The organism is Janibacter endophyticus, from assembly GCF_016888335.1.
GTDB lineage: Bacteria > Actinomycetota > Actinomycetes > Actinomycetales > Dermatophilaceae > Marihabitans > Marihabitans endophyticum.
This window is the reverse complement of the sequence record NZ_JAFEJG010000004.1, coordinates 72,546-85,867: the sequence shown is the minus strand read 5'-3', so window position 1 is coordinate 85,867 and position 13,322 is coordinate 72,546. Positions and strand designations below refer to the sequence as shown.

Below are 13,322 nucleotides of genomic sequence, written 5' to 3'. Positions count from 1 at the left end.
CATATGTCCTCCATGGGCGTGGCCTCGGGCATAGGTTCACAGCAAGAGTCGTGACGTGCGTCCGCACGCCCGGCTGGACCATCCGAAGAGGAGCGAGAGCCCCATGCAGCTAGGTGTACCCGCGGAGTCGAAGGCGGGTGAGACCCGTGTCGCGGCGACCCCGAAGACCGTCGAGCAGATCGTCAAGCTCGGCTACGACGTGGTCGTCGAGCCCGGTGGAGGCGCGCTGTCGAGCTACCCGGACCAGTCCTACGTCGACGCCGGGGCGCGCCTCGCGCCCGCCGACGAGGTCTGGGCCAGCGACATCATCGCGAAGGTCAACGCCCCGACGGAGGCCGAGATCGCCCGCATGCGCCCGGGGTCGGCCATCGCCTCGCTGCTCTCGCCGGCGCTCAACCCCGAGCTCGTCGAGCGCCTCCGCGAGCAGGGTGTGACAACCCTGGCGATGGACGCCGTGCCGCGCATCTCGCGCGCCCAGTCCCTCGACGTGCTCTCCTCGATGGCCAACATCGCCGGCTACCGCGCCGTCATCGAGGCCGCCAACGAGTTCGGCAGCCTCTTCACCGGCCAGGTCACCGCGGCGGGCAAGGTCCCGCCGGCGAAGGTCCTCGTCTGCGGCGCCGGTGTGGCCGGCCTCTCCGCGATCGGCACCGCCGGCAGCCTCGGCGCGATCGTGCGCGCCTTCGACGTGCGCCCCGAGGTCGCCGAGCAGGTCGAGTCGATGGGCGCCGAGTTCCTCGAGATCGACCTAGAAGACACTGCGCTGGAGGGCCGATCTTCCGACGGCTACGCGAAGGAGGCTGGCGAGGAGTTCAACCGCAAGTCCGCCGAGCTCTACGCGGCGCAGGCCAAGGACGTCGACATCATCATCACCACGGCGCTCATCCCGGGTCGTCCGGCGCCGCGCCTCATCACCGAGGAGATGGTCGCCTCGATGAAGCCGGGCTCGGTCATCGTCGACATGGCGGCCAGCAACGGCGGCAACGTGGCCGGCGCGGTCGCGGACCAGAAGGTCGTCACGGCCAACGGCGTGACGATCATCGGCTACACCGACCTCGCGGGCCGCCTGCCCACGCAGGCCAGCCAGCTCTACGGCACGAACATCGTCAACCTGCTCAAGCTCACCACCCCGGAGAAGGACGGCCAGCTCGTCCTCGACATGGACGACGTCGTCGTCCGCGGCATGACGGTGACCAAGGACGCCGAGACCCTCTGGCCCCCGCCGCCGGTGCAGGTCTCCGCGGCCTCTGCGGGCGCAGTCGCCGCGCCGACCCCTCCTGAGCCGAAGCCGGTCAAGGAGCCGATGAGCGCCGGGACCAAGCTCGGTCTCATGGGTGCGGCCGCGCTCGCCTTCCTCGCGCTCGCCGCCTTCTCGCCCGCGCCCTTCCTCGGGCACTTCATGGTCTTCATGCTCTCGGTCGTCATCGGCTTCTACGTCATCGGCAACGTGCACCACGCGCTGCACACGCCGCTGATGTCGGTGACCAACGCGATCAGCGGCATCATCCTCGTCGGCGCCCTCCTCCAGGTGGGTCAGCCGGACAAGAGCGTCTGGATCTCCGTGCTGGCCTTCATCGGGATCCTCGTGGCCAGCATCAACGTCTTCGGAGGCTTCACCGTGACCGGGCGCATGCTCGAGATGTTCAAGCGAGAGGACTCCGTCCGATGATGCCCCTGACCCTGCAGCAAGGCGCGTACATCGTCGCCGGCCTCTTCTTCATCCTCGCCCTCGCGGGCCTGTCCAAGCACGAGACCGCCCGCGCGGGCAACCGCTACGGCGTCATCGGCATGACGATCGCCCTCGTCATCACGATCCTCGCGGCCACCCTCGGCGTCGGCCACGGCGGCGTCGAGACGGAGGGGTCGGGCGTGCTCGGCCTGGCCCTCATCGGGGCCGCGATGGCCATCGGTGCCGTCATCGGCATCGCCAAGGCGCGCAAGGTCGAGATGACCGGCATGCCGGAGCTCATCGCGCTGCTGCACTCCTTCGTCGGTCTCGCGGCCGTGCTCGTCGGGTGGAACTCCTCGTACGAGAACTCGGCCTACCCGAAGATCCACGACGCCGAGGTCTTCATCGGCGTCTTCATCGGTGCGGTCACGCTGACCGGCTCGATCGTCGCGTACCTCAAGCTCTCGGCGAAGATGAAGTCCGCGCCGATGGTCCTGCCGGGTCGTCACCTGCTGAACCTCGGGATCATCGTCGGCTTCGTCGTCCTCACGGTCGTCTACGTGCTCACCCCGCACGACGAGACCTTCCTGCGCCAGCTGCTGCTCGGCATCGTCACGGTCGCCGCGCTCTTCCTCGGCTGGCACCTCGTCGCCTCCATCGGCGGCGGCGACATGCCGGTCGTCGTCTCGATGCTCAACAGCTACTCCGGCTGGGCCGCGGCCGCGGCGGGCTTCCTCCTCGGCAACGACCTGCTCATCATCACCGGTGCGCTCGTCGGCTCCTCGGGCGCCTACCTCAGCTACATCATGTGCAAGGCCATGAACCGCTCCTTCGTCTCCGTCATCGCCGGTGGCTTCGGCTCCGACGGCGGTGTCGTCGGCGAGGAGAAGGACTACGGCGAGCACCGCGAGATCCAGGCCGAGGGGGCCGCCGAGCTGCTCAAGGACGCCGACTCCGTCGTCATCACGCCGGGCTACGGCATGGCGACCGCGCAGGCGCAGTACGCGGTCGCGGACCTCACCTCCAAGCTCCGGGCGAAGGGGGTGGACGTCCGCTTCGGCATCCACCCGGTCGCCGGCCGCCTCCCGGGTCACATGAACGTCCTGCTCGCCGAGGCGAAGGTCCCCTACGACATCGTCCTCGAGATGGACGAGATCAACGACGACCTCGGCTCGACGGACGTCGTGCTCGTCATCGGCGCCAACGACACGGTCAACCCGGCCGCGGCGGAGGACCCGACGAGCCCGATCGCGGGCATGCCGGTGATCGAGGTGTGGAACGCCAAGGACGTCATCGTGTTCAAGCGCTCCATGGCGACGGGCTACGCGGGCGTGCAGAACCCGCTGTTCTTCAAGGACAACACCCAGATGCTCTTCGGCGACGCGAAGGCCAAGGTCGAGGACATCATCAAGGCCCTCTGACCCCCCTTCGCACCCAAGAGCCCTGGTTCCTGCCAACCGCAGGAGCCAGGGCTCTTGCCCTGCCTGAGCCGTCACCTGCGCTGTGGACAATAGTGTGTGACGCACACTATTGTCTGACGCATGGACCACGATCTGCTGGCCGGCCATCTCCAGGAGCTGAGGCGTGGCACCGTCGTGCTCGCCTGCCTGGCCACCCTCGAGGACCCGCGTTACGGCTACGCGCTCCTCGAGACGCTGGACAGGGCGGGCTTCGCCGTTGACGGCAACACCCTGTACCCGCTGCTGCGACGCCTGGAGAAGCAGGGCCTGCTCACCAGCGAGTGGAACACCGACGAGGCCAGGCCGCGGAAGTTCTACCGGACGAGCCCGGCCGGCGCCGTGCTGCGCGCCCACCTGATGACCGAATGGCGATCGCTCGACCGCGCGATCGTGGGATTGGACGGAGAGACGTCATGACCAGGACCAGCCTGACCGACCGCTACGTGTGGACGGTAACCCGACAGCTCTCACCCCAGACCGGGCCCGACGTGGCCCGGGAGCTGCGCGGGACGATCGAGGAGACCGTCGAGGCCCGTGTCGCCGAGGGCGAGGACCCCGAGACGGCCGAGAGAGAGACGATCCTCGGGCTCGGGGACCCGGACGTGCTGGCCCGCGAGTACGGGGGCCGCCCCAACCACCTCATCGGCCCTGCGTACTTCCCGGCATGGGTGCGCCTGGTCAAGCTGCTCCTCGCCGTCGTCGTGCCGCTCGCCGTGCTCGGCGCCGTCCTCGCCCAGGCCTTCGCGACCGATGCCGGCCCCGGCGCCATCCTCGGGGAGGCGAGCAGCATCGCCTTCCAGGTGACGGTGCACCTGACCTTCTGGACCGCCGTCGTCTTCGCCCTCGTCGAGCGCTACGGCAGTGCTCCCGACCGCGGCCAGGTGGTCGACACATGGAGCCCTGACGAGCTCGCCGACCCGGCGGACCGGGCTCGTCGGGCGAGCGCGGCGGAGATGGTCACGGAGGTGATCTTCACCGTGGTCCTCATCGCCCTCGTCGTCTGGCAGCTGCGCGGTGCGGGGGAGGGTTCGGTGCAGGTCCTCAACCCCGACCTCGGGATCGGCTGGGGCGCCCTCGTCGTCGGGCCCCTCGCCCTCGACGTGCTCGTCACCGTCGCCGCCTGGGCCCGGGGCGGGTGGAGCGTGCCGCTTGCCGCGGCCGGCATCGTCAGCGCTGTCGTGCCTGGCTCCGTCCTCGTCTGGCTGCTCCTGACGGAGCGGCTCCTGACGGACCTGCCCCGAGAGCTCGACGCGACCTTCGGCTGGGGCACCGACTGGAGCATCTCCCTCCCCGCCGTGGCGGTCGGCATCGCCGTCATCAGCGGCTGGGAGGCCGTGACCGCCGTACGCCGCCTGCGGGACGCGCGCCGTCCCGGTCGCACCCGGCACTGACGGCAGGGCGTCGGGGGTCGCGCCCCTCTCAGGGGCGCCAGTCGGGGTCGTAGGGCGGGAGCTCGCCGGTGTCGTCGATCTCCTGCTTGCGCCGGCGCCGCCGGTCGGCGCTGCGGTAGATCGTCGGCCGGCGGGTGCTCGCCAGGATGTGCGGCCCGTAGCTCTCGTCGTCGGCGAAGGCACGCGGCCGGCCGGTGAGGGGCGTGGGATCGGGTACGTCGTGCTCGGTCTCCCACACGGCGTCCTCGTCCTCGGGTCGGACGTACTCGCCCTCCTCCGCGCTCTCGTCGCTCGCGACCCCGAAGATCTCGGCGATGATCTTGCGGTAGTTCTCGTCGGAGTTCGGGACGTGGTCGATGCGCGAGAGCGCCTGGTCCTGGCCGGCGCTCTCGAGGACGAAGGTGCCGTAGCCGAGCACCCGGCCAAGGATCGAGCGCTCGTAGGTCATGTCGGTGACCTTGGTGAGCGGCATCATCGGGACCCGCTTGGTGATGAACCCGCGGAAGAGCAGGATCCGCTTGTCCGTGACGACGAAGCGCTCGTTGCGCCACTCGGCCCAGCACCACAGTGCCCACAGGAAGACGGCGAGCGCGAAGAACCAGACGAGGCGGACGACCGGGCTGGTGCCGCTGCCGCCGACGTTGAGGTCGATCCAGATCGCCAGCGCGACAGCGGCGAGCACGGCGAGGAAGGGCCCCAGCAGGACGATCCGGTGTCGGTGGATCTCCGCGACGAGGTACTCGCCGCGCAGCAGGTAGCGGTCGAGGCCGCGCAGCTTGGCCCGGCCGGCCATGATCAGCTCCGGAGCAGCTCGTCGAAGAAGCGCCCGATGTTCCTGACGCCGTTGGCGATGACGTCCCAGGCGGTGCCGACGATGTCAGCGGCGTCGCCGGGGGAGGTGAGGATCGCGTAGATGAGGAAGATCGTGAGCAGCCAGAGGATGATCTTCTTGATCGGTGGCGTGGACATGAGTCGCTCTCTCTTCTGCTTCCGGGGTCGACGGCGTGGCCGTCGCCGGCCTGGCGTCAGTGTGGCAGATGTGACAGGTGTGACTCGCGCTGCGACACGCCGGGTCAGACGACGCCGTAGAGCCGGTCTCCCGCGTCGCCGAGGCCCGGGACGATGTAGCCCTCCTCGTTGAGCCGCTCGTCGATCGCGCCGGTCACGAGGGTGATCGGCACGTCGAGGTCGGCGATCGCGCGCTGCAGCGCCTCGATGCCCTCGGGGGCGGCGAGGAGGGTGACGGCCGTGATGTCGTCGGCGCCGCGCTCGACGAGGTAGCGGATCGACATCGCGAGCGTGCCGCCGGTGGCGAGCATCGGGTCGAGGACGTAGCACTGCCGGCCGGAGAGGTCGTCCGGCAGCCGGTTGGCGTAGGTGACCGCCTCGAGCGTGTCCTCGTTGCGCAGCATCCCGAGGAAGCCGACCTCGGCGGTCGGGACGAGCCGCACCATGCCCTCGAGCATCCCGAGGCCGGCCCGCAGGATCGGCACGACGAGCGGCTTGGGGGAGGAGAGCTTGATCCCCTGGGTGGGGGCGACCGGGGTCTCGATGTCGAAGGGCTCGGTGCGCACCTCGCGGGTCGCCTCGTAGGCAAGCAGGGTGACGAGCTCGTCGGCCAGCCGGCGGAAGGTCGGGCTGTCCGTGTCCTTCTTGCGCAGGTAGGTCAGCTTGTGGGCGATGAGCGGGTGATCCGCAACGAGGACTCGCATGCTCGCAACCTATCGCGCCTGGGGCGGGGTGCCGTCGCGCTGGAAACCCTTGAAGCGGGTGCCCTGGTGCGTCAGCTGTCCCCGGTCTCCCTCCGCGAGCTGGGCGTAGTCCTGCGAGGCGAGCTGCAGCTCGCGTCGCTCGCGGGTCGGCAGCTCGAAGGTGGCGTGGTACCAGGTCGACGCGCCCGACTCGCCGCCCCCGGTGACGCTCGTCCGCTTGCCGGTCACGGTGGCCGGCACGGTCCCGACGGGTGAGGCGTTGTTACGGCTCCACTGCGTCAGCCCCTTGACGACGGCGACCGCGATGCCCCCCACGACGAGCAGGCCGATGACGGCGATGATGATCGGGACGAGCGTGAACATCGTGTCGTCCACAGAGCCTCCTCAGGGATGATGACCGGCATGGTCCGCCCTGCACATCCTGCCCGTCCCGTCCGCCCGACCGAGGCTGATTGGATGCGACGCGCCCTCGAGCACGCCCGGGCGGCCGGGGCAACCGGTGACGTGCCGGTCGGGGCGGTCGTCGTCGGTCCGGAGGGGGAGGTCCTCGGCGAAGGGGGGAACGTCCGGGAGCGCGACGGAGACCCGGCCGGCCACGCGGAGGTCGTCGCCCTGCGGGCGGCCGCGTCGCGCGTCGGGTCCTCTCGCCTCGACGGGTGCACCCTCGTCGTCACCCTCGAGCCGTGCCCGATGTGCGCCGGTGCCTCGATGCTCGCGCGGGTCGAGCGGATCGTCCTCGGCGCGTGGGACGACAAGCTCGGGGCGTGCGGGTCGGTGTGGGACGTCGTCCGTGACCGCCGGGCGACCCACCGGGTCGAGGTCGTCGGGGGAGTGCTCGAGGAGGAGTGCGCGACGGTCCTGCGGGAGTTCTTCGGCGCCCGGCGCTGACCCGTCGTCCGCGCCTGGGGATTTCCGGCCCGGTGAACGCTCGATGTAGAGTCTCCGGCGGTGGCGTGTCCGAGCGGCCTAAGGAGCGCGCCTCGAAAGCGCGTGTGGGTTTACGCCCACCGTGGGTTCAAATCCCACCGCCACCGCCAGCACGACGAGCCCCCGTGAGCAGCGCTCACGGGGGCTCTTGCGTGGGCGATGGGCTCAGCAGCCGCGGGCCGTGGCCAGCGGGACGAGCTGGGCGAAGTCCTTGCCGAGGACGACGTCGACGACCGGGTCCTCGCGCTGGTCGGGGAGCTGCTCCATCTGCCCGACGTGGCGGGCGACGATCCTGACCTGCTCGGTGGCCTGCGCGCCGTACCGGAGCTGACCGGCTCCCGCGACCTTGCCCCCCTCCGGCTCGTTGCCCACCTTGCCGATGACGAAGCCGCGCTTGCGCAGGGCGCCGGTCACCTTTGCCGCGAGCCCCTCGCGGGTCGTGCCGTTGTAGACGTTGACCGTGATGTCCGCCGGCGCGACGGCGCAGGAGGAGGGCGTCGCCTTCGGCGTCACGCGCCGGGCGTCGTCCGCGCGGATGTAGCTCATCGCGTACCAGAAGGCGAAGAAGAGCAGCAGGGCGACGACGAGGAAGGTGACGATCGTGCGGCGCCGCCGAGCCCCGCGGTCGTGCTCGATGTCGAAGGCCTCGGTGTCCTCTCGTGCCACGTCAGTCCTTGAGCTCCAGGACCCGGGCATGGATCGTCGGCCGCTGCTGGAGCGCGGCCCGGACGGCACGGTGGAGCCCGTCCTCGAGGAAGAGCTTGCCCCGCCACGAGACGACGTGCGGGAAGAGGTCGCCGTAGAAGGTGGAGTCCTCGGCGAGCAGGTTGTGCAGGTCCAACGAGCTGCGTGTCGTCGTCAGCAGGTCGAGCCGGATCATCCGCGGCGGGATCTGCGCCCAGTCGCGGGCAGACGCGTACCCGTGGTCAGGGTACGGGCGCGAGTCGCCGACGGCCTTGAAGATCACGCCGCCACGATAGGGCCGCGCCCCGCCGACCCCCAGGGCCGGGCCCCCTCCGTGACCGACTCGTCACCACCCCTTCGGACTCCGTCCCGACGCGTGGACTCCTCGGTACCCTCGGTCCCGTGACGACCTCGCCCCTCCTCGACCAGATCCGTGCCGGCTACGCCTTCGAGGGCCCCGCGCTCGACCTCGGTGCCGCCGTCGTCGACGGCACCCCCGACGCGGCCACTCAGGTGCGCATCCCGCTCGCCTCGCTCAACAAGCACGGCCTCGTCGCCGGCGCGACCGGCACCGGCAAGACAAAGACCCTGCAGCTCATGGCCGAGCAGCTCTCCAGCCAGGGCGTGCCGGTCTTCCTCGCCGACATCAAGGGGGACCTCTCCGGCATGGCCACCCCGGGCGAGCCGACCGAGAAGCTCACCGAGCGGGCCTTCGGGATCGGCCAGGACTGGCAGGCCAAGGGGTTCCCGACCGAGTTCCTCTCGCTGGGTGGCATGGGCAAGGGGATCCCCGTCCGGGCGACGATCACCTCCTTCGGGCCGACCCTGCTGAGCAAGGTCCTCGGGCTCAACGCCACGCAGGAGTCCAGCCTCGGCCTCGTCTTCCACTACGCCGACAAGAACGGCCTGGCGCTGCTCGACCTCAAAGACCTGCGCGCCGTCATCACCCACCTCACCTCCGACGAGGGCAAGGCCGAGCTCAAGGCGCTCGGCGGGCTCTCCAAGGCGACGGCGGGCGTCATCCTGCGTCAGCTCATCACCTTCGAGGACCAGGGCGCCGACGTCTTCTTCGGCGAGCCCGAGCTCGACACCGCCGACCTCATGCGGCTCGCGCCCGACGGCCGCGGCCTCGTCACCTGCCTCGAGCTGCCCGCCGTGCAGGACCGGCCGCAGCTCTTCTCGACCTTCCTCATGTGGATGCTCGCCGACCTCTTCCACGACCTCCCCGAGGTGGGCGACCTCGACAAGCCCAAGCTCGTCTTCTTCTTCGACGAGGCGCACCTGCTCTTCGACGAGGCGTCCAAACCCTTCCAGGACGCCATCGAGCAGACCGTCCGGCTCATCCGCTCCAAGGGCGTCGGGGTCTTCTTCGTGACGCAGAGCCCCCGCGACGTCCCCCGCGACGTCCTCGCCCAGCTTGGCAACCGGGTGCAGCACGCGCTGCGTGCCTTCACCCCCGAGGACTCCAAGGCGCTCAAGGCCGCAGTCTCGACCTACCCGCACACCGACTACGACCTCGCCAAGCTGCTCACCGAGCTCGGCACCGGCGAGGCTGTCGTCACGGTCCTCTCCGAGCGTGGCGCTCCCACGCCGGTCGCGTGGACCAAGATGCGAGCGCCGGAGTCGCTCATGGCGCCCAGCGCGGAGACGGTCGTCGACCAGACGATCGCCGCGTCGGCGCTCGCAGCCAGGTACGGCCCGCAGATCGACCGCGAGTCCGCCTACGAGCTGCTCAAGGCGCGCCTCGAGCAGGCCCCCACCCCGGCCGAGGAGCCGGCCCCGGCGCCGAAGGACGCCCCAGCACCCACCCCTTCGCCCAAGGCCCCGAAGGAGGAGCCCGGCATCGTCGAGCAGGTCGTCCAGAGCTCGGCCTTCAAGTCGGCACTGCGCTCCGCCGGCACCGTCATCGGCCGGGAGATCACCCGCTCGATCTTCGGGACCTCACGCCGGCGTCGCTGAGTCCTCGAGGTCGAGCGCGACGTCGAGCCACGGGGCGCTGTGCGTCAGCGCGCCCGCCGAGATCACCTGCGCGCCGGCCTCGGCGAGACCGCGCACGCTCGCCTCGGTGACCCCGCCGGAGACCTCGATGACGAGGCCGTGCCCGCTGTCACGCACCGCGGCGCACGCGAGCCGGACCTCGTCGGGGCTCATGTTGTCGAGCAGGACGACGTCGGTCACAGCAGCGAGCCCCGCCTCCCTGCGCTCCGTCTCGAGCTCGAGCAGCTCGGTGAGCTGGTCGAGGGTGTCGACCTCGATCTCCACGCGGGTCATGTGCCCGACCGGACCCGGGCGCTCGGCGAGCCGCTCCATCGCCGACCGCAGGCCGCCGGCGAGGCCGATGTGGTTGTCCTTGACCATGACGGCGTCGTGCAGGCCGAAGCGGTGGTTGGCGCCGCCGCCGTGACGCACGGCCCGCTTCTGGGCGGCTCGCAGGCCAGGGATCGTCTTGCGGGTGTCGACGACGACGGCGCCGGTGCCCTCGACGAGGTCGACGAGACGCGCGGTCGCGGTCGCGACCCCGCTGAGCAGCCCGACGAAGTTGAGGGCAACCCGCTCGCCGGTGAGCAGCGCTCTCGACGGGCCCTCGAGGCGCGCGATGATCTCGCCGGCCCGGACCCGGTCGCCGTCCCTCGTGACGAGCTGCACCCGCACCCGTTGGTCGACCTGGGCGTAGGTCTCACGGACGAAGTCCCTCCCCGAGACCACACCGTCGGCGCGGGCGACGAGCAGGGCGCTGCCCTGCGCCCCGGCGTCGATCGTCGCTGCCGAGGTGAGGTCCCCGACGGAGCCGAGGTCCTCCTCGAGCGCCGCGTAGACGAGGGCGGAGACGTCACGGGGCGTCGTCGACATCAGGCCACCGCCGGGATGCTCGCGTCGGAGCGCCGGTGGGCGCCCAGGCTGTCGCGGCGGGTGAGCGCCGCGCGAGCCACGAGGCCGGCCAGCACGGCGTCCTCGCCGGGGGTCTGCGCGAGCCTCGCGATCGCGGCCGTGAGGCCGTCCGCGTCGCGGACGACCCCGACGAGGTCGGACATCGCCGCCCGGACGACCGGGGAGGCGACAGCGGGCGAAGGGGTGGGCGCGCCCCCTTCGTCGTGGGTGGGGGTGAGGCGCGTGGTGCGCTCGGCCGGGACCGGGTCGACCCGGCCCTCGGTCCAGCGGGACGCGGACGCTGGGGTCCACGACCCGAGGTCGGCCGCGACGGCGGCGCCGGTGACGCCGGCCTCGAGGAGGGAGTTCGACGCGAGACGGTTGGCCCCGTGCAGGCCGGTGCAGGCGACCTCGCCCGCGGCCCACAGGCCAGGCACGTCGGTGCGGCCGCGGGCGTCGGTGAGCACGCCGCCCATGACGGAGTGCGCGGCGGGCCGGGTCGGCAGCGGCTCGAGCCGGGGGTCGATCCCCAGCGCCGCCGTGCGCTCGGCCAGGCCCTCGAAGTGCTCGAGCAGGTCGGGCACCGGCCGGCAGTCGAGCACGACGTGCCGGCCCAGCATCCGCTCCCCGTGCACCGCCGCCGCGACGACGTCGCGAGGGGCGACCTCGTCGACGAAGCGGCGGCCGTCCGAGAGCAGGTGGGCGCCGGCGCCGCGGAGCGCCTCGGTGAGCAGCGTGAGCGGCGCCCCCTCTGCGCCGGGGAGGGCCAGGCTCGTCGGGTGGAACTGGACCATCTCGAGGTCGGCGAGGCGTGCGCCGGCACGGGCAGCGAGCATCATCCCGCTGCCCCAGGAGGCGAGCGGGTTCGTCGTGTCGCGGTAGAGGGCGGCGGCGCCGCCGGTGGCGAGGACCACCCGGTCGGTGAGGAGCCGGAGGCGGCCGGCCGCGGTGGCGACGAGGAGACCGCTCACCCCTTCGTCGTCGCGCAGCACCTCGACCCCGCGGCCGCGGACCACGGTGACCCCGGAGTCCGAACCGACCTGCGGCGCGATGGTGCTGATGATCGCTGCCCCCGTGCGGTCGCCGCCCACGTGGCAGACGCGGTGGCGGCCGTGGCCGCCCTCGCGCCCGAGGGACAGCGCCCCCGTGGCGTCGCGGTCGAAGGGGACTCCCGCCGCGACGAGCTCGGCGACGAGCGCCGGGGCGGCGGAGGTCATCCGGGAGATGACGCGCGGGTCGCCCGCGCCCGAGCCGGCACGGGTGGTGTCGGTCGCGTGCTCGGCCGGGGTGTCGCCGGGGCTGACGGCGGCAGCGATGCCGCCCTGGGCCCACGAGCTCGCTGTGCCCTCGCCGAGCGCCGCGGGAGCGACGACGACGCACGGCTCGCCGAGGTGGCGGGCGACGGTCAGCCCGGCGAGGCCGGAGCCGAGGACGACCGGCTGCCCCAGCTCGACCGTGCGGGTGCTCACGACAGCTCCAGCATGCGCTCGATGGCGTGGCGAGCGTCCGCGGCGGTGCTCGGGTCGAGCACGATCTCGGGACCGCCCGTCTCGAGCGCGGCGCGGATCTTGGCCAGGGTGGAGCGCCGCATGTGCGGGCAGATGTTGCACGGCTGGATGTAGCGCAGGTCGGGGTTGGCAGCGCGGATGTTGTCGGCCATCGAGCACTCGGTGATGAGCGCAACCTGCGGCGGGCGGTGCGTCGTGACGTAGTCGATCATCTGCGCGGTCGAGCCGGCGATGTCGGCGGCCTCGACGACGGCGGGGGAGCACTCGGGGTGGGCGATGACGGTCAGGCCGGGGTTCTCGGCGCGCAGCTGGTCGACCTGCGCGGTGTCGAAGCGCTCGTGCACCTCGCAGCGGGTCGGGTGGGTGACGACCTCGATGCCGGTGGCGGCGGCGACGTTGCGGGCGAGGTACTCGTCGGGGATGAGGATGACCTTGTCGACCCCGAGGTGGCGCACGATCCGCTCGACGTTGCCGGAGGTGCAGCAGATGTCGCTGACGGCCTTCACCGCCGCGCTGGAGTTGACGTAGGTGACGACCGGGACGCCGGGGTGCTCGGCGCGCAGGGCGAGCACGTCCTCGGCGGTGATCCCGTCGGCGAGCGAGCAGCCGGCCTCGAGGTCGGGGACGAGCACGGTCTTGGTCGGGTTGAGCAGCTTGGCGGTCTCGGCCATGAAGGGCACGCCCGCGAGCAGGATGACGTCGGCGTCGGTGTCCTGGGCGCGCTGGGCGAGCAGGAGGGAGTCGCCGACGATGTCCGCGACGCCGTGGAAGATCTCGGGCGTCTGGTAGTTGTGCGCGAGGACGACGGCGTTCTTGGCGCGCTTCAGCTCGTTGATCGCGACGACGTCCTCGGCGAAGGTCGCCCACTGCACCTCGGGGATGACGTCGCGGACGGTCGCGTAGATCTTGCGGGTGGCCTCGATCGCGGCAGCGGCGCCGCCGACGCGAGGGGTGGGGAGGCTGATGGTCGTCATGCTCGCTCCTTGTGCTGACTCTGAGCAGATGCTCAAATTGAGCATAAGCAGATGTCGGGAGGGCGTGCAACATCCGTCCACATTGCGTCCGCCACCGTGGGTCGCCAGTACCCACGGTGTCGGACGGTA

The 13,322-nt window shown here is 71.4% G+C and carries 15 protein-coding genes and 1 tRNA gene; 7 read left to right on the top strand and 9 right to left on the bottom strand.

Going from position 1 to position 13,322, the window contains the following annotated elements; genetic code table 11:
• Window positions 1–103 precede the first annotated feature (103 nt).
• From JNO54_RS00440 to JNO54_RS00425, 4 genes are all read left to right on the top strand, one after another.
• Complete coding sequence (locus JNO54_RS00440; protein WP_204142116.1) at window positions 104–1,669, top strand: Re/Si-specific NAD(P)(+) transhydrogenase subunit alpha; 1,566 nt, start codon at window positions 104–106, stop codon at window positions 1,667–1,669.
• Window positions 1,666–3,090, top strand: a complete 1,425-nt coding sequence (gene pntB / locus JNO54_RS00435; protein ID WP_204142115.1) for a Re/Si-specific NAD(P)(+) transhydrogenase subunit beta — start codon at window positions 1,666–1,668, stop codon at window positions 3,088–3,090. The genes JNO54_RS00440 and pntB overlap by 4 nt, the downstream gene beginning before the upstream one ends.
• A 120-nt stretch (window positions 3,091–3,210) precedes the next feature.
• Entirely contained in the window at window positions 3,211–3,546 is a 336-nt protein-coding gene (locus JNO54_RS00430; protein ID WP_204142114.1) for a PadR family transcriptional regulator, read from the top strand.
• The gene (locus JNO54_RS00425; protein ID WP_204142113.1) at window positions 3,543–4,520 is read left to right on the top strand and encodes a permease prefix domain 1-containing protein; all 978 of its coding nucleotides are present in this window, start codon (window positions 3,543–3,545) and stop codon (window positions 4,518–4,520) included. Before JNO54_RS00430 ends, JNO54_RS00425 begins: the two co-directional genes overlap by 4 nt.
• 28 nt (window positions 4,521–4,548) lie before the next feature.
• On the opposite strand, the gene JNO54_RS00420 is transcribed toward JNO54_RS00425, so the two are convergent.
• The 4 genes from JNO54_RS00420 to JNO54_RS00405 all read right to left on the bottom strand — a co-directional run bounded on the left by JNO54_RS00420 (window position 4,549) and on the right by JNO54_RS00405 (window position 6,607).
• Window positions 4,549–5,313: a PH domain-containing protein gene (locus JNO54_RS00420; protein WP_204142112.1), complete on the bottom strand. Its 765-nt coding sequence runs from the start codon at window positions 5,311–5,313 to the stop codon at window positions 4,549–4,551.
• Window positions 5,314–5,315: 2 nt separating this feature from the next.
• Window positions 5,316–5,489: a hypothetical protein gene (locus JNO54_RS00415; protein ID WP_204142111.1), complete on the bottom strand. Its 174-nt coding sequence runs from the start codon at window positions 5,487–5,489 to the stop codon at window positions 5,316–5,318.
• Window positions 5,490–5,593: 104 nt separating this feature from the next.
• The gene (gene upp / locus JNO54_RS00410; RefSeq protein ID WP_204142110.1) at window positions 5,594–6,232 is read right to left on the bottom strand and encodes a uracil phosphoribosyltransferase; all 639 of its coding nucleotides are present in this window, start codon (window positions 6,230–6,232) and stop codon (window positions 5,594–5,596) included.
• Window positions 6,233–6,241: 9 nt separating this feature from the next.
• Complete coding sequence (locus JNO54_RS00405) at window positions 6,242–6,607, bottom strand: DUF2500 domain-containing protein (RefSeq protein ID WP_204142109.1); 366 nt, start codon at window positions 6,605–6,607, stop codon at window positions 6,242–6,244.
• 81 nt (window positions 6,608–6,688) lie between these two features.
• On the opposite strand from JNO54_RS00405, the gene JNO54_RS00400 reads away from it, so the two are divergent.
• Both JNO54_RS00400 and JNO54_RS00395 read left to right on the top strand, forming a co-directional pair.
• Window positions 6,689–7,120, top strand: coding sequence for a nucleoside deaminase (locus JNO54_RS00400; protein ID WP_204142108.1), 432 nt, complete (start codon window positions 6,689–6,691; stop codon window positions 7,118–7,120).
• A gap of 59 nt (window positions 7,121–7,179) precedes the next feature.
• A tRNA-Ser gene (locus tag JNO54_RS00395) sits at window positions 7,180–7,269 on the top strand.
• 55 nt (window positions 7,270–7,324) lie between these two features.
• Here the strand turns inward: JNO54_RS00395 and JNO54_RS00390 are convergent.
• Both JNO54_RS00390 and JNO54_RS00385 read right to left on the bottom strand, forming a co-directional pair.
• Window positions 7,325–7,825: a LytR C-terminal domain-containing protein gene (locus JNO54_RS00390; protein WP_204142107.1), complete on the bottom strand. Its 501-nt coding sequence runs from the start codon at window positions 7,823–7,825 to the stop codon at window positions 7,325–7,327.
• Window position 7,826: 1 nt separating this feature from the next.
• Window positions 7,827–8,126 (bottom strand): type II toxin-antitoxin system VapB family antitoxin, encoded by a 300-nt coding sequence (locus tag JNO54_RS00385; protein WP_204142106.1) that lies wholly within the window; start codon window positions 8,124–8,126, stop codon window positions 7,827–7,829.
• 119 nt (window positions 8,127–8,245) lie between these two features.
• Between JNO54_RS00385 and JNO54_RS00380 the strand changes: the two genes are divergently transcribed.
• Window positions 8,246–9,802: a helicase HerA-like domain-containing protein gene (locus JNO54_RS00380; RefSeq protein ID WP_204142105.1), complete on the top strand. Its 1,557-nt coding sequence runs from the start codon at window positions 8,246–8,248 to the stop codon at window positions 9,800–9,802.
• Here JNO54_RS00380 and nadC read toward each other — a convergent pair.
• From nadC to nadA, 3 genes are read right to left on the bottom strand one after another with little or no spacing between them, the layout of a single operon-like run.
• Window positions 9,785–10,693, bottom strand: coding sequence for a carboxylating nicotinate-nucleotide diphosphorylase (nadC, locus tag JNO54_RS00375; RefSeq protein WP_204142104.1), 909 nt, complete (start codon window positions 10,691–10,693; stop codon window positions 9,785–9,787). The two genes, JNO54_RS00380 and nadC, sit on opposite strands and share 18 nt — an antisense overlap.
• The gene (locus tag JNO54_RS00370; RefSeq protein ID WP_204142103.1) at window positions 10,693–12,180 is read right to left on the bottom strand and encodes an L-aspartate oxidase; all 1,488 of its coding nucleotides are present in this window, start codon (window positions 12,178–12,180) and stop codon (window positions 10,693–10,695) included. The genes nadC and JNO54_RS00370 overlap by 1 nt, the downstream gene beginning before the upstream one ends.
• A complete protein-coding gene (nadA, locus tag JNO54_RS00365; RefSeq protein ID WP_204142102.1) occupies window positions 12,177–13,193 on the bottom strand; it encodes a quinolinate synthase NadA in 1,017 nt (338 codons plus the stop codon). Before nadA ends, JNO54_RS00370 begins: the two co-directional genes overlap by 4 nt.
• Between the last annotated feature and the right edge of the window lie 129 nt (window positions 13,194–13,322).